This is a genomic window from Serratia sp. X3 (assembly GCF_014982455.1).
Lineage (GTDB): Bacteria > Pseudomonadota > Gammaproteobacteria > Enterobacterales > Enterobacteriaceae > Serratia > Serratia ureilytica.
Map to the genome: position 1 here is coordinate 1119037 of NZ_JADCNB010000001.1, position 24326 is coordinate 1143362.

At 58.5% G+C, this 24326-nt stretch carries 19 protein-coding genes; 4 read left to right on the forward strand and 15 right to left on the reverse strand.

The genetic code is table 11. The features are described from left to right. The first annotated feature begins 143 nt into the window (after positions 1-143). The 3 genes from IMX17_RS05280 to IMX17_RS05290 all read left to right on the forward strand — a co-directional run bounded on the left by IMX17_RS05280 (position 144) and on the right by IMX17_RS05290 (position 3538). Positions 144-1865 (forward strand): lysophospholipid acyltransferase family protein, encoded by a 1722-nt coding sequence (locus IMX17_RS05280; protein ID WP_019452617.1) that lies wholly within the window; start codon positions 144-146, stop codon positions 1863-1865. 101 nt (positions 1866-1966) lie between these two features. Further along, a complete protein-coding gene (locus IMX17_RS05285; protein ID WP_182264392.1) occupies positions 1967-2749 on the forward strand; it encodes an N-formylglutamate amidohydrolase in 783 nt (260 codons plus the stop codon). A 75-nt stretch (positions 2750-2824) separates the two neighbouring features. After that, positions 2825-3538, forward strand: coding sequence for a flagellar brake protein (locus IMX17_RS05290; RefSeq protein WP_033643201.1), 714 nt, complete (start codon positions 2825-2827; stop codon positions 3536-3538). A 60-nt stretch (positions 3539-3598) separates the two neighbouring features. Here the strand turns inward: IMX17_RS05290 and IMX17_RS05295 are convergent, their stop codons facing one another. The 12 genes from IMX17_RS05295 to IMX17_RS05350 form a co-directional block, all read right to left on the reverse strand. Then, a complete protein-coding gene (locus tag IMX17_RS05295; protein ID WP_193549400.1) occupies positions 3599-5026 on the reverse strand; it encodes a hypothetical protein in 1428 nt (475 codons plus the stop codon). Then, positions 5007-6917: a hypothetical protein gene (locus IMX17_RS05300; RefSeq protein WP_193549401.1), complete on the reverse strand. Its 1911-nt coding sequence runs from the start codon at positions 6915-6917 to the stop codon at positions 5007-5009. The genes IMX17_RS05295 and IMX17_RS05300 overlap by 20 nt, the downstream gene beginning before the upstream one ends. Positions 6918-6926: 9 nt before the next feature. Then, entirely contained in the window at positions 6927-8585 is a 1659-nt protein-coding gene (locus IMX17_RS05305) for a hypothetical protein (protein ID WP_046898255.1), read from the reverse strand. Between the two features lie 13 nt (positions 8586-8598). Further along, positions 8599-10365 carry a hypothetical protein gene (locus tag IMX17_RS05310; protein ID WP_370570924.1) on the reverse strand — a complete coding sequence of 589 codons (1767 nt, stop codon included), beginning with the start codon at positions 10363-10365 and terminating at the stop codon, positions 8599-8601. Between the two features lie 128 nt (positions 10366-10493). Beyond that, a complete protein-coding gene (locus IMX17_RS05315; protein ID WP_046898257.1) occupies positions 10494-12650 on the reverse strand; it encodes a hypothetical protein in 2157 nt (718 codons plus the stop codon). 21 nt (positions 12651-12671) lie between these two features. Next, positions 12672-14102 carry a hypothetical protein gene (locus tag IMX17_RS05320; protein WP_193549403.1) on the reverse strand — a complete coding sequence of 477 codons (1431 nt, stop codon included), beginning with the start codon at positions 14100-14102 and terminating at the stop codon, positions 12672-12674. Then, on the reverse strand, positions 14099-15853 hold the full coding sequence (locus IMX17_RS05325; RefSeq protein ID WP_182264398.1) for a hypothetical protein: 1755 nt from the start codon (positions 15851-15853) through the stop codon (positions 14099-14101). The genes IMX17_RS05320 and IMX17_RS05325 overlap by 4 nt, the downstream gene beginning before the upstream one ends. Positions 15854-15857: 4 nt before the next feature. Then, positions 15858-17465 (reverse strand): hypothetical protein, encoded by a 1608-nt coding sequence (locus IMX17_RS05330; RefSeq protein ID WP_182264399.1) that lies wholly within the window; start codon positions 17463-17465, stop codon positions 15858-15860. Positions 17466-17543: 78 nt separating this feature from the next. Further along, complete coding sequence (locus tag IMX17_RS05335; protein ID WP_046898261.1) at positions 17544-18068, reverse strand: hypothetical protein; 525 nt, start codon at positions 18066-18068, stop codon at positions 17544-17546. A gap of 452 nt (positions 18069-18520) precedes the next feature. Then, positions 18521-19360 carry a pyridoxal kinase gene (gene pdxY, locus IMX17_RS05340; protein WP_046898262.1) on the reverse strand — a complete coding sequence of 280 codons (840 nt, stop codon included), beginning with the start codon at positions 19358-19360 and terminating at the stop codon, positions 18521-18523. 3 nt (positions 19361-19363) lie between these two features. Beyond that, the gene (locus IMX17_RS05345) at positions 19364-20080 is read right to left on the reverse strand and encodes a glutamine amidotransferase (protein ID WP_182264401.1); all 717 of its coding nucleotides are present in this window, start codon (positions 20078-20080) and stop codon (positions 19364-19366) included. Beyond that, the gene (locus IMX17_RS05350; RefSeq protein ID WP_193549404.1) at positions 20077-20331 is read right to left on the reverse strand and encodes a hypothetical protein; all 255 of its coding nucleotides are present in this window, start codon (positions 20329-20331) and stop codon (positions 20077-20079) included. Before IMX17_RS05350 ends, IMX17_RS05345 begins: the two co-directional genes overlap by 4 nt. A 66-nt stretch (positions 20332-20397) precedes the next feature. On the opposite strand from IMX17_RS05350, the gene IMX17_RS05355 reads away from it, so the two are divergent. Beyond that, positions 20398-21702: an aminotransferase class I/II-fold pyridoxal phosphate-dependent enzyme gene (locus IMX17_RS05355; protein WP_193549405.1), complete on the forward strand. Its 1305-nt coding sequence runs from the start codon at positions 20398-20400 to the stop codon at positions 21700-21702. Here the strand turns inward: IMX17_RS05355 and IMX17_RS05360 are convergent. The 3 genes from IMX17_RS05360 to nudI form a co-directional block, all read right to left on the reverse strand. Further along, complete coding sequence (locus IMX17_RS05360; protein WP_193549406.1) at positions 21699-22685, reverse strand: MsnO8 family LLM class oxidoreductase; 987 nt, start codon at positions 22683-22685, stop codon at positions 21699-21701. The genes IMX17_RS05355 and IMX17_RS05360 overlap by 4 nt on opposite strands. Before the next feature lie 139 nt (positions 22686-22824). Beyond that, complete coding sequence (pbpG, locus tag IMX17_RS05365) at positions 22825-23661, reverse strand: D-alanyl-D-alanine endopeptidase (protein ID WP_193549407.1); 837 nt, start codon at positions 23659-23661, stop codon at positions 22825-22827. Between the two features lie 93 nt (positions 23662-23754). Then, positions 23755-24180 carry a nucleoside triphosphatase NudI gene (gene nudI, locus IMX17_RS05370; RefSeq protein ID WP_193549408.1) on the reverse strand — a complete coding sequence of 142 codons (426 nt, stop codon included), beginning with the start codon at positions 24178-24180 and terminating at the stop codon, positions 23755-23757. Between the last annotated feature and the right edge of the window lie 146 nt (positions 24181-24326).

Below are 24326 nucleotides of genomic sequence, written 5' to 3' on the forward strand. Positions count from 1 at the left end.
GCGAAAATGCGTCTTTCGCTCCCAAATCGCCATTACTTTGCTATACCTGATAGTCGATGGATTCATTTTATTGTCATGTGACTGACATGTCAGAGTCATGGCTCTGGCTTAAGTTTGCAGCGACTACGTCAGGAGATAACGCGATGTTCAGCCTGGATTCTCTGTTGCAAGATGCATTTCCACACCGCAATACCCCTGCCTGGCAGCGCAGCCTGCTAAGAACCCTTCTCTTCGAAAAAGAATTCAAACAGTTCGCCGCCGACTATCCCCACCTGAAAGGGCTCGATCTGATCGAGCAGGTGGTGGACTACTTTAACCTCAGCTGCGAGCTGGTGGACGGCGATCTGGAAAACATCCCCAGTCAGGGGCCGGTGGTGCTCGTAGCCAACCATCCGATCGGCTCGCTCGACGGCCTGGTGCTGCTGCGCGCCGTTGCGGCGGTGCGTCCGGATGTGAAAGTGGTGGCCAGCCAGCTGCTGACCTACATCGAACCGCTGCGCAACCTGTTCGTGCCGGTGGATAACGTCGCTTATAAAACCAGTCGCAAACAGATTGAAGGCATGCAGCAGCAGTTGGACAATCAGGGCGCGCTGATCCTTTTCCCGGCCGGCGAAGTGTCGCGCATGAGCCCAAAAGGCATCCGCGACGGCCACTGGCATACCGGTTTTTTGCGCTTGGCCGCCAAGGCGCGCGCGCCGATCGTGCCGATTCATATCAGCGCGCGCAACAGCAACCTGTTCTACTTTACCTCTCTGGTCTACCGTCCGCTGTCGACGCTGCTGCTGGTGCGTGAAATGTTCCAGCAGCGGGGCGGGCGCATCAGGATCCGCATCGGCGGCCGCGTGCCGTTCGCCAACTGGCACGACGGCCACACCAGCGCCAAGGATCTGGCGGAGCGTTTTCGCCGCCACGTGTATCGCCTGGGCCAGGGCAAGCCGGGGCTGTTCGCCAGCGAATCGCCGATCGCGCTGCCGGAAGATCGTCTGGAGCTGAAAAAGGCGCTGGCGAACTGCGAACGACTGGGGGTGACGCCGGACGGCAAAACCATCTACCTCTATCGCCGTCACGATGAAGCGCGCACGCCGATCCTGCGCGAGTTGGGGCGCCTGCGCGAGATCGCTTTCCGCGCTGTGGGGGAAGGATCCGGCCGCCGCCGCGATCTGGACAGCTACGACGACGATTATTATCACCTGGTGCTGTGGGATGAAGAGGAGCTGGAGATCGTCGGCGCCTATCGTTTTATCCCCACCGCCGAACAAATCGCGCGTAAGGGCCTGGAGAGCATCTACAGCAACAGCCTGTTCCACTATGACCGCGATATGGAACCGATCCTGGCGCAGGGCATCGAACTGGGGCGCAGCTTCATTCAGCCGGCTTATTGGGGCAAGCGCGGGCTGGACTATTTGTGGCTGGGCATCGGCGCCTATCTGTCGAAATACCCGCAGTATCGCTATCTGTTCGGCCCGGTATCCATTTCCGGCGGCATGCCGCTGGCGGCGCGCGATCTGTTGATCGCCTTCTATCGGCTCTATTTCTCGCCGGATCACGCCTTCGCGCAGTCGCGTCGTCCTTATCCAGCGTCGTTGCCGCAGGTGCTGGCGCAGTTTGCCGGGGATAACTACCAGGAAGATCTGGTGCGGCTGAAGAGCCTGCTCAGCAACATCGGCTGCTCGATCCCGACGCTGTACAAACAGTACACCGAGCTGTGCGAACCGGGCGGGGTGCAGTTTATCGACTTTGGCACCGATCCTGCCTTCAACAACTGCATCGACGGCCTGGTGCTGGTGGATACCTCGCGGCTCAAGCCGTCGCGTTATCAACGTTATATTGCGGTGCATCAGCCGCAGGAAGCCGAGACGGCATGATCGGCGTCTGACTCATGCCTTTTTGATCTAAGCACGACCTTGGGGCCGGCGACGGGATAGCGCTACGATAAACGTTTTGCTTTCCACCGCCGGAGCCTTTCATGCCTCATTCGTTTATCCCGCCGTTATTGTCCGCCGATGAACCGCCCGCCGCCGTCGTTGAAACCCCGCGCGGCAAAGCGCCATTTTTGCTGCTGTGCGATCACGCCGGCAAGGCGATACCGCAATCCCTCGGTGATCTCGGCTTACCGCCGGGGGAGATCGAGCGCCACATCGGCTGGGATATCGGCGCGCTGGGCGTATCGCGCCATCTGAGCCGCCAACTTGACGCCACGCTGATTCATCAGCGTTACTCACGGTTGGTGATCGACTGCAACCGGGCGCCCGGCATCGCCAGTTCGATCCCGCATTTGTCTGAACTGACGCCCATCCCCGGCAATATCGGCATCAACGCCGAACACGCGCTGGCGCGTGAGCGCGAGGTATTTTTACCGTATCACCACGCCATCGACGAGCATCTGGGGCAACGCCAACTGCGCGAACTGCCGACGGCGGTGATCGCCATGCACAGCTTCACGCCGGTGTTCAAGGGCCAATCGCGCCCCTGGCAGGTGGGGCTGCTGTTTAACCGCTACCCGGAATTTGCGCTGCTGTTGGCTGAACTGCTGCGTGAAGAGGGGGATCTGCAGGTGGGTATTAACGAACCTTATGCGATGACGGACGCCACCGATTACACGTTGCCGGTACACGCGGAGCGCCGCGGTTTGCCTTACGTCGGCATCGAAATTCGCCAGGATTTGGTCGCTGACGAACGCGGGCAACAGGCATGGGCGAAACGTTTCGCACGCCTGCTGCCGCAGGCCTGGCAACGCTGGCAAATTTGACTTTAGGAATATTCCCAGAGATGATAACCGTAAGGAATACGTAAGACGTCATTAGAAAAAAGTCAGGAGACACGTGTGGAGCACAGCGATAACGGACTGTTTATCAAACGGGAGCGTTTTGAAGTTCTGGCGATTCTGCGAGAAATTTGCAAACAACGCACGCCGCTGCGCGTAGAAAATCAGCAGCACCGGTTTCAAAGTCTGTTATTGAGCGTCGGGCCGGACAATATCGTGTTTAGCGGTGAGGAAGCCTCGAGCGCCATTGACGGTGCTTGCACCATCGTGATTGAAAGCAACGACGCCAAAATCGAGTTTTCCGTCCCCCAGGCGGAGCTGACCGAACATCAGGGCGTACAGGCCTGTTCGACCCGGCTGCCGCAGGAGCTGGTCTATATCCAGCGTCGCCGTCAATTCCGCATCACTACGCCGCACTGGCGCCAATTCTTTTGTACCGGCGAATACCCGGACGGAACGCCGTACGAGCTGCGGATCCACGATCTCTCCGCCGGCGGCGTCGGTTTACGCTTCGACGGCCCGCTGCCGGATTTCTTCCAGCCAGGCTTGCAGTTCAAGAAAGCGGAGCTGGATCTGGGCAGCTACGGCAGCTTCAAGGTCAATATGGAGCTGGTGGTGGTCAACGACGATCAGGAAACCGACGATAACGACCAGGTGGTGCACTTCTCGCGCCTGTCATGCCGCTTTCTTAAGCTTGGGCTGGCGATGGAGCGCAAAATTCAGAGCGCCGTGTTCGCCTTCGAGCTGGATTTTAACAAAAAGAAAAAACGTTGATCCTCTGTTCCGGCGCGCCGGGCTCGATGCAGCCTGGCCGCGCCGCCATTCTTTCCCCGTTCAGGGGACGTAAATAATCTCGAAGCTGGACGTATTGTCGTAGGAGGACTTTTTGCCGCCGTCGACGTAGATAATCTGCAAATCGTAGTGATACACCAGCTTCTTGTCCGGATGCAGGATAAGTTCCAGCACGGAAATCTTCACGTTAACCGATTGAACGGGGTGTTCCTTGTCCAGCTCAATGGTTTGGTTGTCGATGCTGACCAGCATGCGCTTGATTGGTCGCGGTCCGGCAGGATCGTAGGCGCCGGCGTCGCTGCGGAATTCCACGGTCTTATTGATGTCCGCCGGTGCGGATTGCTTGATGAAATCCGGCAGCCTGTTCTGGTATTTGGCGTCCAGCGCCAGCGCTACGGGCAGATTATCCGGGTTGAAGCCGGTGAACTGCACCGCCAGATACCCCTTGAGCAGCAGGTTTTGCGCAGACCGATCGAAGAAGGCGTCCCAAATCAATCCAAATTGGCTGGCGGGCAGCGTGAATGAATCCACGATGCCGCTCTGCAGATTGATCAGCGCGTTTTTTTCCTCCGTTTTTCCGTCCGGCAGCCCCAGCTGCAGCGTCAGGGTGTCCGCGTTGGCGAACGGTGCCAGCTTGCCGTCCGGTTGCATCTGCGTGAACTGTGCGGTGGCGTCGCCGATGCGCGCCTGATTGACCTTGGGCGACAGGAAATAGTCGAACGTCACTTCGACATCGTTGAGCGAGGTCGCGTGCGGCGCTGCAGAAAACGAGATAGACAGCATCGGTTTGTCGTCCTCGGCGGCGTTGGTCGCGAGCAGGAAAGTATCCGGCAGGTAATAAAGATAGTTTTTTCGTACATAGTCCTGATAGTAGTTGTACCACAGATGCCCGAAGGCCAGCGGCGTGAGGATCAGCTGCAGGCGCGGCGGCGGCGGCAGGATGCCCTGATAGATATAGGGATAGTAGTTCTCGGCGAAGTAGAAGACTTTCGGCGAGGTGATGGTGTTGAGGAGCCCGTTATCGGTGACGATGGCGACCACCAGCGTAGTTTGCGAGTCATAATCCGACAGCGCTCGCAGCAGCGCGTCACGCTGTTCCAGGCGGTCCAGGTCGAGCTGGGCGCGGTAGCGGGTCGGCGGGGCGTCCAGCAAAACCTGTTCGAAGATCATTTCTTCAACCTTGTCGAACGTGCTGAAGGTCAGCACCACGTAGGGCACCTGCTGAACGGCGCGGCTGAGCGCAAAATCCACCGTCATATGCCAGCGTGTACCGTCACTGGTGGTAGCGATGCGATAGCGCGTCTCTCCCGAGACGACTTCGGTACAAACATCGGCCTGCAGTTCGTCGGCCACCTGCGCGGGCGCGGCGCGGTAGCGCAGACGGGGGGCTTCGGCGTCGGGAAACTGTTCGCGCGCGTTGTCCAAAATGACCTTGTTCAGCGTCACCAGATCATTGAGAAAGATGTTCATAGCGATCCTCCAGAGAAGAAAGGCGTGCCAGATGTCTGAACTGGTTCAGGCAGGCGGAAGTCCAAAGAAAATGACCGTCGTGACGGCGATAGAGCGGGCTTTCGTCATTGGTCGCCGGCAAGCGCCAGGCGGCCAGCGCATCGATCGCCGGTGAAAGCTGCGGCACCCCTTGCCGCCTGGCGTATTCCAGCGTACTCAGCCACTCATGCGGGTGGGCATAATAGGGCGTTAACGCGTTGAGGCGGTTGTAATCGCCGTCGCTCCAGCTCACCGCCTGATTCAGCATTTGGATAATGCGCGAATAGGCCGGCGGCGGGCTGCCGTGAGCGGAGGTCAACGCATGGATTAAAATCAGCGCGTTGGTATTCACGCAGCAGTCCAGCTGCGTGATATCACCGTCGTCTTTCATCCAGGTGTGAAAGGCGTAACACTCCGCCCATTGGTGCTGCGTCGTCGTTAACCGCCGTTCGACGCGCTGTACCTGGTAGGCCTGCATGTGCGCCAGCGTCTGTCTGGCTTGGGCCAACGAGCGCCGATGAAATCGATACAAGAGCTCAGTGATAATGGCGGTATCGTCGATGTCAGCGTCGATCCGCTGGCCCGCCATCCAGGTGGGGTGCTTGCCGGCAGGCCAAAAATGGAAGTGGTGCGGGCGGCTCTCGCAACCGAGCAAGAAGTCGAGCGCCAGCTCGATATGGGGCGCGGTCTGGGCGCTATAATCCAGCGTACGGAGCACCTGGGCGGTGACAAAAGCATTTTCATCCTTGTGCCAGCGGCCATCCGGCGTTCTGACATGAGAGGGAAAGGCGCCGCTGGCACACTGCTGCGCCAGCAGCTCCGCCAACGGCAATGGCACAAGCGGTGCCGTTGCGCGCGCTTTGCATGGCAGGATTTCGAAATGCGCGTTTTGCGGGCTGAACGTGCAGCTGACGCTGTGATTGCCCTGGCGATCGCAGGAAAAACCGACGACGTTGTACTGCAACGGAACCTGCTCGCTCACCGCGCGGTTAAGCAGCGGCAGGGTTTGGCCATCAGGCGCCAGCAACGCGGTGATGCTGTCAAAAACGCGGCGGTTGTCGCCGAAAAAACTTGCCGCCATGGCGAACAGCGTAAAACTCTCCAAATTGCCGTCCGGCGCGTATCCCAGACTGAACCCGTAGGTGGTCGGGGGGAAGTCCCGTCTGTCCTGCTGCTGCAGCGCGCGGTCCAGCAGCGGCATTAGGGCGGAAAAACGGCTTTCTCCCTCGAACAGCCGCATGACGGCGAGGATATCGTCACGCGTGATCCGCGCACTGTGCCACTGGTAGTAATATTCGCGCGGAGAGTCGGCAGACTCCGGGTAATACCCCACCATCAGCAGCGTCAATCCCGCCGCGCGGCGGGCCTCGGCGGCGAGCGGCCCTTGCAATTCATCGGGCGCGGCCGCCATGTCAGCGGGGGTTTCAATGTAGACCTTGGTTTTGATCGCGTCCGGGCCGTATTTTCGCCCCAGCCAGACGCCGAATCGCAACGGCTGAACGCTTGCACATTGCATGCGTCGCACCGCCTCCAGGCTGTTGGCGGGATCGGCGAGCGGGGCCGCGGTGATCGCCTGACAGTGTCGGGCAAAGGCGCCGGCGCTGCGCCGCTGCGCATAGCGCGGCAAAAAGGGATCCAGCGTGCAGGCGAGCCCCTGCGGTTTGGCCGACGAGACGCTGAACTCCAACGGGCTGCCGTTATAACCGAGCAGGCTGGTGGTAAACGCGGCGGACAAACCGCCGGGCGTCGCTTTCGTACGGCTGAAACGGGCGACGTCCGGGGCCAGCGTGTTTTGCAAATGGGGCGCTTCCCTGCACAGGGCGCTGACCAGGGCGTTCCATGCCGCGGGTAACACTGCGTTGCGATCGGTCATGGCGCACACCTAAACCAGATTGGGGATAACGATCGCCGGCGGGTTTTCGCTGCCGCTGCGTTCGACGGTTTCCCCGCCTACCAAGAAGTAGATCAGTGTGTAATTGACCGCCCAGGGCTTCTCCGTCAGACAGCGGTATTTGAACGTTTGGCTCTCGTGCGCGTCTTGGTTAAAGGTATATTTCTTGATCTTGCGGCTTCCTTTGTCATCCTGATAGCTCAGCTCCACCATGACCTGGTTACAGTTTTCCCACGAGAATTTGCGATCGAGGAAGATACTGATCTCGTTGAACGACAGCACTGAGCCGGGATCCATGTTCAGCAGCGTCGAGGCCGATTCGGACAGCGACTGATAGTTGCTGCTGCCTTCCCAGCCCGAGGAGGCTGCGGATTTGAAAGCGAATTCGCTGGTGATATGGAACAGCTCGTTCTTATCGCTGCTGCGGGCGATGCGCTTGGTCCAGGTACCGTCATCGTTGGTGAAAGGCGCGCCGGTATAAACCTGGTTGTTGTAACGGATGTTGAAGCTGGCGGCCTTGATCCCATACTCTTCGAAGCTGTCCGGCCCGAGCACGGTCAAATCCAGCTGCTGGAAGAACGGATCGTTGACGTTGACCTGAATAAAGTAGGGCGCAGTTTTCTGAGCATGCAGAATATCGCTGCCGATGAAGTTTTGCGGCACGGCGGACTGGCTGAGGGCCTTCGAAGAGGTGTAGTTGAAGTTCAGGCTTTTGGTTTCCTCGATCCGCACCAGCTTGATCTCCAGCGAAGCGCTGGGGAACAGGCCGCCTTTGCCGGCTTCTTCGCCTTCTTTCTTGTCGCTGGCGATCAGCGAATCCAGAATGGCGTCGCTGGCGGATTTCGCCTGCGGGTTGCTGTCGTCGTTAGGTTTGAGCGTGGCGCTGAAAAAGCTTTTCAGGATCTCTTCCTTGACGAACTGCAGCGCCCACTCTTTCTCTTTGGCCTCTTCATCGCCCGGCATGCTTTCGGTGACCTTGATCACCAGTTTCTGATCCTGCTGCAGTTTTTTGATGACGCTGTCGAAGCCCAGCCAGAAGCTGGCCGGCGTCTCAACCGGGATGGGAATGTTGGCGCCGAATTTCAGATCGAACTCTTTGTAGATGCTTTCGAACTGTGCGGTCACTTCGACCTTCAGCGCCGGCGTGATGCCGGTGAAGCTGAGATTATAGGCGACGGCGGCCGGCGCCTTGGCCTGGGTGAACGCGGCTTCGAGGATCACCGCCTGGGACGGCGTCAGCTTGGCGCTGAAAATGGCGCTGTTGTTGCCGAACAGGCTTGGGCAAGGGGCGCTGATCAGCTCACCGTTGGTGGCGCCCGCGTCGAGCACGAAGAAGTTCACCGTGCCTTTATCATACGGTACCTGGGCCTTGCGGGCGTTCTTGGGATCAACGTTCAGTTTGCGCAGATAGTCGTTGAAGGCACGGTTCAACACCGCTTCGTCGATCGCCGTATTGACCTCGAAGTTGATGTATCCCCCTTGTGGGTCGCTGGCGTCGCCGGTGTATTTGATCAACGAAAACACCGGTTCGCCCGACTTTTGCGCAATGTGGATATCGCCGGGCAGATACCAGAACTGATTATCGTCTGAATCGTCGGCGAAGAAGGTGATGTTGTTGATGGTGGCGGTTTTGGCTCTGAGTAATAACATGGCGTTTCCTTAGTTAACTGAGGGTGGCGAGATCGAGAGCGTTGGCGTCGGTCGAGCACTGCACGTTTTCGGGCCGATCGCCGCCTTCTCCGGGTTGATAGGTAAACCAGATATCCAGATCGATGGTCATCTGCTCCGGATCAAGCTGATCGGCGCTGAAACAGCGCGGGGCGGCGTCGGATTCGGTGAATTGAAACACCTGCTGCAGCGTTTCCGCCGGCGTGCAGGCGTAGCTGGCGGAAACGATGACCATTTCCACCCGGCGCCAGTCCATGTCGGCCGACAGCGTCAGCACGCGCTGACGATACAGGGTCGAGAACAGGTAGACGTCTTGGCCGGTCGGTTCTTGCTGCTCGGCGGAAATATGCGGTGAGTTGACGGCGGCGCTGTAGGTTTTGTTGACGTCGAATTGGTATTCGTCCGGCTCCGGCAGCATGACCGGGTAGTGGGCCCGCGGGCTGGCCTGGTCAATTTGGAAGCTGCGCGACACGCTGCTGTTCGGCTGTTGCCGGTGGCGATAGCGTAGCGTGACCAGCACGGATTGATAGCGCTGCCAGTCAAACTGTTGCGCCGCTTCGATCGCGAAATCATAGCGGCCGTAGAGCGACTCGACGTCCAGAAAGACCTCGCTCATCTCCGTTTGCAGGCTACCGGAGCTGACCGAAGTTACGCCGCCTATCGACTGGTTGAAGTACACGGTGAAGTCATACTCGACCGGCCACAGCATTTTTCCCGTTTTCGGGTCGATCAGGCTGGGTTCCTTAAACGGTTTGGGCCCGAAGTCGTCGCGGGTGAATTTCAGCTGTCGGCTGTTTGAGCCATAGCGCAACCGGGCCGTCACCAGCAGGATATTGGCGTCAAGCGCATCCGACAGCAGGCTGACTCGCACCTCGCGATAGGCGAAAAAGTCATCCTGCAGATCGCGTTTGACGATCGCGCGATCGGCCTGATAGTCCGTGCCGTTGACCAACTGGGCGAACAGGGCCTGCGGATAGAGCGAACGCTGCACGACGGTGGTTTCGCTGATCTTGCCGCTCAGGCGACGCTGGTCGATGTTTTCAACCGAGACCTGTTGCAGATAAAAGCCGGCTTTGGGGCTTGTCTGCTGCGGTTCGTTGGCGATAACCGGTGTGAAGAACTGGCTGGTGAGGATCTGCGTCAGTTCGGCGGCCGCCTGCGCCATATGGCCGTCGGGGTCGGTGTCCCTGACTTTGACGGTGACGATTTTCTCGCTGATCAACTGGGCGGATGTCTGCTCGATACCGACGCTAAAGATCAGCAGGTTAAAGCCTATCGAGCGCTGCAGGTAACGGTAAACCTGGTCCCAGTTGGCTTCCAGCTCGAAGGTGGCTGGCGGCAGCTGCTGCAGGTAGTCGATTTTGTAACTGACGGCGATAGGCGTCGAGGCCGGCGTGCGCATCAGGCTCGCCAGCAGCAGGATATCGTCGTCATCGTCCAGTTTGGCGGACAGGTAGCAATATTGCTGGTCGCTCAGCGAGGTTTTGCTGGTCTGCCCGGGGATAAGATCGGGGATATTCAGCGTCGCGCTGCAGGCGATCGCCTGCAGCGGCAATAAGATCGCACCGCGCGGTATGTCCGGGCTGGCGGCGGCGGCGCGTTGTGCCGCTTCGGGCGAACTGGCCAGCTGGGTCTGCAACGACAGCGTGGCGTAGTAAAGATCGTCCGGTTGGTTGAGGTTTCTGAAAATTTGCAGTTGGACATCGGGTTGATTGCCTGCGGCGACCTGCACGCTCGGCGCGGCGGCACAGTAGTAATACACGGGCCGATCCGGGTCCGCTCGAATAAAACAGATGTCTTGCATGATTACCTGATCGCGCATAGCGGCAACCCCACGTCATCGGAGAGGGAGCCGGAGCAAGGTGTGCTTGCTCCGGCGGAGACCGGCCGTCAGAAGGTCACGACCACGATGGTGCTGGTGCCCGTGATCGGCTTGGTGACGGTTTTCTCCTGGTTATCGCCGTAATAGACCGTGGCGGTGTAGCTGATCTGCGGCTCGTTGCCTTTCTCTTGCTGCATCAGGTTGAATGTCAGGTACTGCGTGAGCGACTTGGTGTCGAACTCGGTTAACGCAATGGGTTGCGTTTGCGAGAAGTCCCATTTCGGGTAGTTCACCGTCATCTCGAAGGTGATCAACGAAACGTCTTTTTGCGATGGTTTGAAGATGATGGTGTATTTCTGCTGCTTCGGCAGGGCGTTGGCGATCAGGATCTGATTGCCGCGCGTTTCGCCATAGCCGGGCAGTTGAGGGTTGCTTTCCACGCCCGGCGGGAGGTAGGTCAGGCTGTCGCCGTCCAGCGCATAGTAGTCGGCCGAATAATAAAGCGGCTTTTCCACGTTGGTGCCGATCGGATAAATAAACGGCACCGGCGGGTTATCGACTCTAATCACCTGGGTGTGTTGCTTGGGCGACACGTGATGTTCTTTGTCTTCGTACAGGGTCGTGACCACGACCTGACTGAAAACCTCCCAGCCTAGCGGATTGAGCAGGGTGGCGATATCCGCATAAACGATGCCGCTTTGCGCCGCGTTGATAGTGACCACCAGATCGTCTTTGACCTGGATGTCCCCAGACAGGTAAGGCTTGGCCTGCATGCCGGTGAAGTTGACGGTGTAGTGATAACGGTAGGCGCGGCCGAGCTCGGGTTTGATAAACCACTTGTCGGTTTTCTTCGGCCCCGGATCCTTCGGCGTAAAGGTCAGCGTGCTCTTGAGATTGTCGTCGTACACTGCGGTGACCACGATATTGGCGATATCATACTTGGCCATGTCTTCGGTGACGAAGAACTCCGGCTGGATGTACTGATAGAACGGGTCGTGGAGATCGTACTCTTTGAAGTACTGATCCAACTCGGCTTCGCCGACGATTGAGCGTATCGACGGCAGCTGAGTTTGCGGGTAAATGGTGGAGGACACCACGGCGTTCTCTTCATATTCGCGGGTGAAGCTCTGAGTTTGCGAGATTTTGGACTGGAATTTTTCAAAGCTGCCGGCGTCGTTCAGCAAATTGAGACTCATATCGATGCCGGTTTGGCTGCTCAGGATCTGCTCGACCTGCTGTTGTCCCCAGTTCCGCAGACTTTCCTTCCATTTATCATAGGCGCCGGGTTCCATGCCCATCTCTTGCGCCGTCAACCCGATCCGCACGTCCACCTTGATCGCTTCCTTGGCGTAAAACTCCTGCTCGATCTTTTTCTCGTCGGCCGACCAGGTGTGGTAGTTGATGGTTTGCGCTACGGACTTGGCCTGCTCGCTGTTGTAGGTGACGATCACTTTGGCCGCCGACATGGAGGCATCCAGGGAGAGATCGAAGCGCACGCCGACGCTGGCGTTTTTATCGGTGCCTTTCAGTACCTGTTCAAACAGCGTGGCGCCTTCCCCGGTCAGCGACAGACTGAACACGGTATTGTTGTCGCCGAGACCGGAGGGGGACAGCGGCGTTGGGATCTGGCGATAGAACTTATCGTTGCCGTCGAGGATCAGCATGGCCTGCGCCGAGGTGTAGCGCGGTTGCATCAGTTCGATTTTCGCAGCGTCCGCCGGCATCAGTTCGCTGAGGAATTGGTCGTCGCCCTTGTTGCCGTCGTAGAGCGCGACAAACCGGTTGAGCTGTTCATCGCTCAGGCCGGTATTCTTCTGCGCCTGGTCCATCGCGGTCTTCTTGGTGTTGTTTTCCGGGTCCGCCTCATAGGCCTGTTTCGCCTTGATGTAGTCGACAATGAGTTTGGATTTTTTATCCAGAGGGCCGCCTTTTCTGCCAAGGCCGTTATACAGCTGCAGGCGGATGCGGTCTTTCATTTCCGCATTCGGCTGCGGCAGCTGCACGGTGAATTGCGCGTAGCCGCCTTGCGTATCTTCGCTGCGGTATTTGTAAAACATGAAGCTCGGCGTATTGGTATCCCGTTTGGCAAACACCGGGATCTCCGGCACCACATAGAAGGTATCCTTGCTGTCGCTGTCGCCGTAGCAGGTATACGCGTATTCCTTGACGCCCAAATACTCGTTGACGTCGATTTTTATCGATTGCTGCAAAGCGGTGGTTAACATAGGGCGGTCCTCTTGTTTATGTCACTTGTGGTATTGCAGTTTGATGGGGCCGGTGGTGGCCTGCAGGGGGCCGGAGTCGTAGTTTTTGGGGAATAGCGCCGCCGTTTTCCCTTGCCAGCGATAGTCCACCCGGCCGTTGAGGCCGGCGGCATGGGCGTTGATCCACCAGGTGGCCTGCCACTGCGCGGCGGAAAAGGCGAAGGTGAAGCTTTGTTTCTTGCCCTGGCCCGCCGGGAGATAGCTGGCGCTGCCGGAGATCGTTTTGAATTCGGCCTTCAGAGACTCGGCGTCGAACAGCAGGCTATAGAAACCCACATCCTGCGGCGTCAGCGCGATGGCGTTCTGCCACGCCAGCCGGCTCTCGAAGCGGGTGTAATCGGCGAAGGTCACCTTGAGTGCGATATCGCTCACCGCCGCTGTCGTTTCCAGCGTCACTGGCGGGAAGCTGGGCCACGCCATCGGCATCTGTTGATCTGCCCAGTGCAGCTCTATCGCCATGATATTGAAGCCTTTTGGATCAAATCCCAGGCTGACGGTGCAGCGTTGAGGCTCGATCGGCTTATCCGGCCTGCTGGGTTCCGGCAGGGGCGTCGCGGTAAAGGAGATGATGCCGTCGGCCGGCAGCCGATTGAGCAGTTCGGCAATGTCACGTTGCTGCTCCAGCAGATAGCGCTGGGGCACGGTGTCGTCGTATTCGATTTGGTAATTCAGCTTGTTGGGGATTTGTTCTGGCGACGAGATGTTGCGTAGCGTGTTGGCGATCAGCAGTGAGGCGGTGTTTACCAACGCCTGGCGAACGCGAGCTTTCGTCTGCTCTGAAGGCGCATTGTCGAACTGCGCTTGCACAATGACGACGCCGGCGTCGATTTGTTGGTTCAGCAGCCTGGCGATCGCTTCCGGTTGCCGTGCCTGCTCGTTGAAGACCAGGGTGACAAACGCGACCCAATCGGCCTGCAAACGGGCATTGACGCGGCTGTCGACGCTGAATCGGTTGCGAGTGAGAAAATAGACCTGGTCTTTTGTTCCCTGGATCGCGCCCGCCAGCCGGCCAGACTCCTCATGGGTCAACGCCATTTTGGACTGTTCAAATTCGACGCTGTAGGCGGCAGTCGCCGGCCGTTGCGCGAAGTGCAGCCACAGCGATTGCTGGATCTCCTCCTGCTCCAGGGTGATGGTTTCCGGAGCGGGAACGAAATGGCGGCGGATATAGTCCTCGATCGCAGTCCTGTCGACCGGCAGCTTCGGTGCAATGAAGGTCGCCAGGCCACCGCCGGGGCTGGTCAGCAAATGCAACGAGCTGATCTTGCCGGCCGGCGTTTCCTGCACCACCTGCGGCGTATAGCTGCCGTAGGTGTAACAGCCGCTGGGGCGCGTTTGGTCGTGAAACGCCAGCGCGCGATCAAGAAGAAAGAAGTTTTGCAACGTACGTTGTGGATCCAATTCGTCGGTCATGGTGTATCACCCTTGATATCGATCGTTTGGTCGCCGGTGACATAAGGCGACCAGGGGCCAGTGGGAGTCTTGTAGCGGAAGCCGGCGGCGAAAATGGAGGTGACGTTCCATTTGTAGACGAAGCTCGGCTGCGAATGCGTAAAAGTGCGCTCGCTGGTGCGCTCGCTGTCCTGCGGCTGAAAACTCAATACGGCGCTGAGCAACTGCGGCGGCAGCCGAACGGTGATCGTCGCCTGTTGTGCGCCGAACTGCGGAAAACTGTAGGCGCCGATGGTGGCGTTTTGCACGATCGGGGCGGGTAACGGTACGGCGCCGCCGCCGGAAAGTGAGTAGGCGGTCGCTTCGGCAAAAGTAGGATCGCCCAAGATCGGTGCGCTGAAATAGGGCACCGATGCGCTGAGCGCCCACGTTTGGCGCCAGTCGGCGGAGTGATAGAGGCCGCCAAGTCGGCTTTGTTGGGCGAACGTTGGGTCGAGATATAGAGTCAGGAATCGGCAAGGCAGCGCGGCGTAATCCAGTACCAGGTTATCCTCGTCGTAGCGACGTTGTTCGCCTGGCAACGTGCGGTAAACGCCGTCTTGCGGGTAATTCACGCGGATCTGGTAGAAAAACGGCTGTGCATCCAGCGCACTGTTATGAAACTTGAAGGTTAACCAGGAGCGGTCGGGTCGCAGCGCCAGCGTTTGCGTTTGCTCGATCGGGTAGATATTGCCGGGCGGTACTGTCAGCTGAATATCGATCGAAACACCGGATTGCAACCCCAGCGGGTAGGCGTAAAAGACGTTGATCTCTCGCTCTCCCGCCGGCAGCGGCGGTGCGGTGCTGCGATGGATAATGGTATCGGGCGAAACTTTGGCGATCTGCTGCGCGGCGGCGAACGGATCCAGCGTGAAGCAAAGCGGCCGCTGAGTCAGCGCGACATTGGCCAGATCGCACCGGGTCCGGCCCGCATGCGGGGGCGGCGTCAGAAGGATCTGTGCCATATTGCCGGCGGCGGGACCGACAGATGGCGCACCGTACAGGTTGTATAGCCGATCGAGTAAAGCCTGACTGAGCAGCAGATCGCCGGCCGGATCGTTCGCCGGCGGCGGTGGGTCGATGTCGAGCGGCAAGCGGGTGAGGTTGCGGCTGAGGTAGAGGGTCAGCCCGTCGTAGGGAAAGACAATCCCGCTATCGCCCACGGCATGGGCGCCCTCCACGCCGGCGGCCAGGGCCAGGATCAGCGCACGGGCATCAAATTCCATCCGGTAGGCCAGACGCGGTGATACGCCTTCGACGAAACCGTCAAGACGCGCGTTGAAGCCTATCGTCTCATCGAGCAGGGTGCGCTCGATCAACTGAGTGCTTGTCGCATTGAGCAGAATGATGAATTGACTGCACTGTGCTGAATACCAGGTGGTGTCGTAGTGCCGGCCGTACAGATCGCTGTGGTAATCGATGGGCACGTCGAATCCCAGGCTGTCCGGCAAGACCGGCAGCGCCTTCACCGCGCAATCCGGATACTGTTGCTTAAATACTTGCAGGCTTTGTTCACCGGCGAACTGCAATTGCGTGGTGAAATTCAGCCAGCCGTAGAGGCTTTCGGTACTGTAGCTACGCACGATATCCAGCGAGAAAGCCAAAGGGTCGGCCGCCAGAATGCTGAGCGCCTGCGGATATAAATAATAGGCGTCGTTTTGCCGATATGCGGCGACGAAACGTTGATCATCGCAGATAATAATGCGCTGGAAGTCGGGATAGCCTTCATACATGATATTATTCGTCCGCTGCCTTGATCATATTGTGGTAATCCTGGTGCCACTCGGCGGGTAGCGTTTTCAGCACGTTTTTTGGGCGTTGGTGATATTCGTCTTCATAGAGGTGTTGAATCAGCGCGTCACCGACCAACACGCCGTTAGCATAAAAAGTACTGAGGGCACATTGGTTTTTTTGCAGCGGAGAGTCAGCGCTGAGTTGCAGGTTATAAACGGTTAATTCACCGGACTGGAGAGAGAGGGCGGTAATCTCGCACTCACCGTGCCGGGTTTTAAGACACATGCCTGAGGTCAATTCACGGGCGAGAAAAATACCGTTTGCGGTGACGAAAGGGTGCCCCAGGCTGGCTTTTATACGATATTCACGTGCCGCCAGGTCGCGGGCGGTAATGTCAATGTAATGCTGCTCCTGCCCCGTAGTGATATTCTCAATGCGTCTGGGGTGGTTATTGCCGCAAATAACGAATTCATCCGCCGTGAGAGCATTGATCGGCTTTTCTGTCCCATCCTGCATTAAAATCAACGTACCCTCTGCCAGGCAGCCATAAATAATCTGCATCGGTTTGATTTGTACGGTATTGAGCAGACGGCGATCCGGATCGCTTTCTTTGGGGGCGTTAGTAATAAAGGCGGCGATACTGCGGCCTTCGACATCAAGCGTAATTTTAAAAACGTAATAAACCATCTCGCCGGATTCAAAATCGACGCGGTTGAATTTCAGCCAGTCAAGATCCCAGGTGATGTTATTCCCGCTGATTCGGGTTGCGCTAGAATTAAAAATATTATAGCCGCCGTAAGGAGTGATCGGATCGCCGCCGGCGCGAGTGCGGATAAGATAAATGGTATTGCTGGCGTTGACCGGCTTGCCATTGCTGAGATCAATATTGCCAAAATAGGTGATATTGCCTTTTATCGGCACTTTAACCGTGCCGTCCTGATCGTAGCCGGTGCGATAATCACAGTCGCCATCGTCACGCGTCAGGCAAATCTTGATCATGCGCTGGTTATACAGATTCCTGGGGGAATCATTGATCATTTCTTTCGGGTAGCTTTGCGTCGTGACGATTTCGGCGCCGTAAACGGTTTGCTGGCCGACCGTTTGCGCGAAGGTATAGATCACCGTAACCGGAAAGCTGCCGCCGGTCTGGCTTTGCGGATAGTCACCGCTGGCACCGATGGTGCAGTCCGCCGTGTAAACGTAGTCGCTTTTGTATTCCACCTTGCCGACGTTATCGGCGCCGCCGTCGAACAGGCCGAGGGTTTGCGTCACATTGGTCGCCTGAACCGGCAGAGAGCCGATGGCGTCGGTTTGATAACGTTTACCGTCGGTGGAATCCAGCCTGACGATGCTGTACACCGGCTGAGCGCCGCTGGTGTTGGCCTCGCTCATCCGGCCCGCGACCCGTTTGACGCGTTTCGTCTGCTGCCAAAGTTGGCTGAATTGCGGTGCGGCGGCTGCGGTGACGCCGGCCAGTTTTAATTGAATATCATAAAATTCGGTTAAAACCGGATCGTCTGGCTCGATAAGAAATACGCCGCTGTTCTCGTATCGATCGATAACGTTTTTTACGATGCGTTTCTCATCTGACGTATAATCTTTTGCGAGCATAATATCGGCACCAATAAATTAATGGCATTGCCAGAGATGCACGCCATCATCATGGCGTGCCCATCGTTTTAACAGACGTTATTTGCAGGTTTCTTTACAGTAAGCGTAAATGGCGCTCAGGCAATCTGAAGATAAATACTGTTCGAACTCCGCATCAGTGGGTTCAATATCGACATCCAGCGTCATTGCGTAAAGCTCTTGAGCAAACATGTCTTTAGTGGCAGTGGGTTTGTTTTTAAAATAAGTTTTTATTTTTCCCTTGCTCACTTTTCGAATCCAGGCAAACTCACCGCCAATGGCCACTTTTCCGGTGAAAGTGAAGTCTTTACTGGTATAAACGCTGATGTCATTGGGGTAAACCTGATATCTTACCACCTGTTCCACGCCGATATTCTGATTGGTTTCTTCCCATGTTTCTCTTTTTATTACATTCAACGCAAAGTTTTTTCCATCGACCGGGCCATCTTTAGCGTCGGCGGTGCCGCCAAATAACATCGGACAACCTCTGGCAAAACCTTCGCTCTTTAACCCTAATAGAATAAAATCAGAATTACCGACAGCTTTGGGCGCGCTATCAAGAATGACATACTTTTTAATAGGCATAGTCAGATCCTTATACGCATGATGGTATAAAAATGAGGTGGTGAATCGCTTTGTCGCCGCGTTTTACTCACATTCAACAATAGCAATGGCGCTTGAAAAAGCAACACATACATAAAAATAAATTAAGTGTTTATTCTTGCATAACAGATAATCAATAAAATCACGGCGTTGTAAAAGAAGAGGAATAGTTTAAGAAATCAAAAAAACAGAATGTTTTTTGCGGTTTCTATTTTCTTATTGGCTTTAATTTTAATAAATCAATGTGTTGAGTGTGGTTATGGTTTTAAATAGCTCTAATCATTAGTTGTTTAATCTTTTATATATAGTGAATTAATTTATCATTACTGTGCGCATCATTGACGGAGTAATAAATAAAATTCACAGCGGAATGATTGCCACGGTAAACAATCAAGGCGGGAGAGGCGGGGCAGCAGGCTGCCCCAGGTCAGGGTTTAGGTTAACGCCCGCAGGCTGCCGATCTCTTCCCAACCGAAATGCGCCGCTTCGGCCAGTACGCCGCACACTTCATCGCCGGCGGCAACCACTGCCGCGTCGAGCGCAGCGCCCTGCAGCAGATGGCTGACCAGCAACGCGGTGAACAGATCACCGGTGCCTTTGACCGCCGATTTGACCTTCGGATGAGTAAAGCACTGCGTTTCCTGCCGGGTGACCAGCATCAATCCCACTTCGTCTTCGTGTTGCGCTACGCCCGGTGCGCTGGTGACCAACACCCATTCGGTGGTGTCGTTCAACAGCGCCTGCGCGGCGTGTTGCGTCTGCTCGCGGCTGCTCAGTTGCCGGCCGCACAGCTGCTCCAGTTCGAAACCGTTCGGCGTCAGGCCGTTGGCCAGCCGCAGGAACGGCGAGCGATAGCAGTTGACGATGCGCTCATCCACGTAGATCCCTTCACCGTAATCGCCCATCACCGGATCGATATAGATTTTTATCTGCGGATTGAGCGAGCGCACCCGCTGCAGCCAGTTGGCCAGAATATGGCACTGCATCACGTCGCCCAGATAGCCGACGATCACCGCCCGCGCGCGCTTCATGACGCCGCGGGCGATCAGGTCGTCGAGAAAACCGCCGAACCAATCGCCGGAGATGACGCCGCCGTGCGGTTTGCCGTAATAGGGCGGGCAGCCGAACAGCACGCTGGGCACCTGCAGCGCCTCCAGTCCCTTTTTCAGCAGAGCGCGGTAGGCGATGCCGTTGCCGACGCTGCCGTAGACCACCTGAGATTGAATGCTGATCACGTCGATGGACGGTGACCGCAAAGGTGAAGCCTGTTGCATGAGTTACTTCCTTGGTTCGTTGTTATCCAGCCAGCGCGCGAACACCTGCCGCGCGCGCTGTTCCAGCTGCGCGCCGTGGCGTGCGGCCTGGTCGCGCAGGGTCTGGGGCGCGATGCCGGCCAGTTCCAGCTCGCAGGCATGGCCAATCAGCCAGCGTTCGATATCGCGATGATCCGCCTCCAAGTGGAACTGCAGGCCGAGCGCAAACCCCTGATAGTCGAAGGCCTGATGCGGGCATACCGCCGTGCCGGCCAGGCAGCGGGCGCCGTCCGGGATAGTGAACATATCCCCGTGCCAGTGCAGTACCGGCGTGTCGGCCAGCGGCGCCAGCACCGACTCCTCTTCCGCCGGCGGCGTGGTCAGCGGGGCGAAGCCTATCTCTTTCACGCCGAGCGAAATAACCTCAGCGCCCAGCGCCTGGGCGATCACTTGCGCGCCGAGGCAAACCCCGAGGGTTGGCCGCCGCTGCGCCAGGCGCTGTTTGACCAGCGCGAATTCATGGTCGAGAAAATCATAGCGCTGCTCGCCGGAAAAGTGCTGAGCGGCGCTGATCGGCCCGCCGAGCACCACCAACAGATCGGTCTCTTCATTATTGATAGCACGAATATCATCGCGGCCGGCATCGTAATAATCGATCTGATAGCCGCGCAGCGAGAGCAGGGAACCGAGAATACCCAGGTTCTCAAAGTTGACGTGCCGAATGGCGACGGCTTTTTTCATTGTTTAACCTCGCTAGCGTGAGTGAAGGGGATCAGCGCCAGCGACTCGCCCAGCACCGTGATGCCCTGCGCGCCGCTCTGGTAGACGATGCGGCGTTCGCTGACCTGGCTGAGCTGCACCTGATAACCCCGTGCGGCCGGGAACAGCGCGCAGGCCTGCTCCAGCTGATCGGCTGCCCACGGGGTGAACAGCTGCAGGCGGGCAAAGGCTTTTCCTGCATACTGAATGTCGAGCACGTAATGTTTATCCATGGAACCCCTTACTTTTGGCCGCAGAAGCTGCTAATCTTTTTTGAACTAGTACAAAAGGATTTATGTATGACTTCATTGTATGCAAAAGGCGGCGGCGCTGTCCAGATTGCCGAGCAGATCGCCGCACGCATCAAAAACGGCGTGCTGCGGCCGGGCGAGCTGTTGCCGCCGGTACGACAGCTGGCGGCGGAGCTGGAGGTCAATCCGAATACCGTGGCCAGCGCATACGCCAGATTGCGCGATGCCGGCCTGGTGGCGACGCGCGGACGAGCGGGCACGGTGGTGCTGGATCCGCCGCTGGCGGCGGTGAGTGAGGCCTATGCGCCGCGCCAGGTGCCGGCGGGGATGTGCGATCTGGCCAGCGGCAACCTGGATGCCGCTTTGCTGCCGGCGCTGAGGCTTGGCGCGGCGGAGGTGTTCCCGCAGCAAAACGGCTATGACATCAGCGGCGACCTGCCGGTATTGACCGGTCTCGGGCGTGAGTGGCTCGGGCGCCAGGGCGTGGCCCTGGGGGAACCGGCGGTGTTTTCCGGCGCGTTGGACGCGATGGAAAAGGCGCTGCGCTGCCATGCGCAGCCTGGGGCGGCGGTGTGGGTGGAAGATCCCTGCTGGCCGCCGCTATTGACGCTGCTGCGTCACCTGCGCCTGCGGCCGCTGCCGCTGGCGGTGGATGAACAGGGCTGTCGGCTGCCGGAGAGCGGCGCGGCTGACGCGGTGATCCTGACGCCGCGCGCCCATAATCCGACCGGCGCTTCGCTTTCAGCGCAACGTGCGCAGCAGTGGCGAGGTTTTCTGCGCGGCCATCCGCAGTGTCTGGCGATCGTCGACGATTTCTGGGGGCCGTTGTCGCAACAGCCGCTGCATCTGCCGTTCGACGGCGATCGCGGCCTGTACGTGCTGTCGCTCAGCAAGTTTCTCAGCCCGGATCTGCGCATCGCGTTGGCCTGCGGCAGCCCGACCTTGCTGCAGGCGATGCGCGCCGATCAGTACATCAGCGAACGCTGGGTCAGCCATATCTTGCAGCAGATCGCCGCCAGACTGTGGGAACAAGCCTTGCAGGAAGGGCAATTGCAGCGGGCGCAACAGGCGTATCAGGCCAGGCGGGACGAGCTGGTCCAGCGGCTCAATGCGTTGAATCACACGGCGCTGGCGGTAGGTGAAGGGCTGCATCTGTGGTTGCCGGTGCGCTCGGAAACCGCCGCCGCGCAGCTGATGGCGCAGCGGGGATGGCTGGTGCAGGGCGGTGAACCTTTCCGCCTGAAGTGCGGTCCGGCGCTCCGCGTCAGCCTGGCGAACGTCACGCCGGCGCAGTTGGCGCCGCTGGCGCAGGATCTGTCCGAAGCCATGCGGACGGCGGCGGCGATCAACTAAGCCGGCGTCAAACTCTCCTTTGCCAGTAACTGCAGCGAGGCTAACCGGGCGGCCGGTTCGGCGATTGGCGTGTCGATGATGAACTCTTCCACGCCGTACTGTTGCTGCAGCTGCGCCAGTTGCTGATGCACCTGCTGCGCGGTGCCTAGCAGAATATGGCTTTCCCGCGGCTCGATGCGGTAGTCGGTGGCGCTGGCCTGCTGCACGAAGCTCTCGGCCTGCGCCAGGCTGCCGACGGTCACACTCTGCTCACCGGCAACGTGCACGCGGTATTGCCGAATGTCGGCCGCCAATGCCGCGGCCTGTTCCTCGCTGGGGGCCACGATCGCCGCCACTGCCAGCAGCGCCTTGCGGCCGCCGCTGTGTGCGGCGTAGTGCTCCAGCGCGTCGCGGATATCCTGTGGATTACCATTCAAATGCGCGGCGAACACGAAGGCCCAGCCGGACTCGGCCGCCAGCGTCGCGCTTTCTTTACTGGCACCGAGCAGAAAACGCTGCGCGCCCTGCGGCGGCAGCGGTGTGGCGCTCAGGCCGGGCTCGGCGTCGTCGTTCAGATAGGCGGTCAACTGCGACAGCTGCTGAGGAAAGTCCGGCTTGCGTTGCCGATCGTGGGCGGCCTGCAGCGCCTGGGTTGCGAGCGGCAGCCCGCCGGGCGCTTTGCCCACCCCGAGATCGACGCGCCCTGGCGCCAGCGCCGCCAGCAGGTTGAAGTTTTCGGCCACCTTGTAGGCGCTGTAGTGCTGCAGCATCACGCCGCCGGAGCCGATGCGAATGCGCGACGTTTGGCCGAGCAGATAGCCGATCAGCACTTCCGGCGACGGGCAGGCGAGCTGCGGCGTATTGTGGTGCTCGGCCAGCCAGAAACGCCGATACCCCCAGCGTTCCGCCCGTTGCGCCAGCTGCAGCGTGCGCGCCAGCGCCTGCGCGGCGCTTTCCCCGTCGGCGATCGGACTTTTTTCCAATATGCTCAAGGCATAAGCCATTTTTCCCGCTCCTTTCCTCATCAGATATGCCTGACAAATACCATGCGGGCGGCGCACGGCTTAATACTGATTGGCGATAGGATATTCCATTGATCCAAAACGGATTTGGATATGCGCAGAACGGTAAAGCGCCGCGATGTTACCGCTCGAGCCAGGCCTTCAGACGAATGGCGTCATGGTAGTGGCCGTAGCGCGGCTGCGCGCCGAGCAGGATCATCACCACCGGCTGCCCTTTGATGGTGGTGCGCATCACCAGGCAGTGACCGGCCTCGTCGGTAAAGCCGGTTTTTTGCAGCTGGATCTTCCAGGCGGGGTTGTTGATCAGGCCGTTGGAGCTGCGGTAGACCAACTGGCCGCGGCCGGGGCGCACGATCTGCTGCTTGTCGGTGCTGAAGCGGCGAATCGACTGATAGCGATAGGCGTGATTGACCATCTTCAGCAGATCGTTGGCGGTCGCCACATTGCGCGGCGTCAGCCCGGTCGGATCGTAGAAGCGGGCGCGTTTCATGCCGATGGCGCGCGCTTTCTGATTCATTTTCGCCACGAAGGCCTTGCGCCCGCCGGGATAACTGCGGCTCAGCGCGGCGGCGGCGCGGTTCTCCGAAGACATCAGGGCGATGTGCAGCATGTCGCGGCGGCTGAGCACCGAGCCGATAGTCAGCCGCGAATGGGTTTTCTTCAGCAGATCGCGATCGGCGGCGGTGACTTTGAGCTTGCTGCCCATCGGGCGTTTGCTGTCCAGGGCGACCATGGCGGTCATCAGTTTGGTGAGCGAGGCGATCGGCAGCACGCGGTTCGGCTGCTTCTGATAAAGGGTCTTTCCGGTGCGTTGATTGACGACCAGCACCGATTTGGCATTCAGCACCAGCGGCGGTGCAGCGGCATGCACGGGCGCCAAAACGAACAGCAGGCTGAACAGCAGGGCGGCGCCGAAGCGCCGGACAGGCAGACGGAGAAAAGCGTGAGATAAAAGCATAACGGCGGCAATAGTGACCCTAAGTGATTAAAAAATATCAAAAGAGTCTGCCCGGCAAATGTGAAGGAAATAGGGCGATAATCGCTCAAACTGTTACAACAATCCCTTTTGCCGCAGGGTGAAGCGGGTGGCCTCGTTCAAATCGTAGTCCGCGAGGCGCTCGCGCGGCACCCAGGCGTAGTCATCGAACTCGTCGTTGATCGTCACGTCGCGGTTGGCGGCATGGCAGTCGAAAATCAGGTAAATCATGTAGATTTGCTCCTGGCTGCCGTCGGCGTAAGTTTTGACGCGCACGTCGTCGCGGAAGGTCCAGGGCGTGATGCGCTCGAGGATCAGCGCGGGGCCCAGCTCTTCGCGCACTTCGCGCCGCAGCGCTTGCTCTATCTGCTCACCCGGCTCGACGCCGCCGCCGGACAGCGCCCACTGGCCGGGAAATACGCCCTTGTGCGCGGCCATTTTGCACAGCAGGAAGGCGTTATCGTTTTCAATCAGCGGGCAGACAATGATGCGTTGGCGCATGAAGGACTCCTGTCAAAAATCAAAATGCGCAGGTTAGCAGGTTTGGCGGCGCAGGATAGAGGGGCCGATCGCGTTCTGCGTAACAGCAAAAATTTTTTGTTCCCTCGCGTTTAACGCCTTGATAAGGGAGTAATCTATCGGACTGG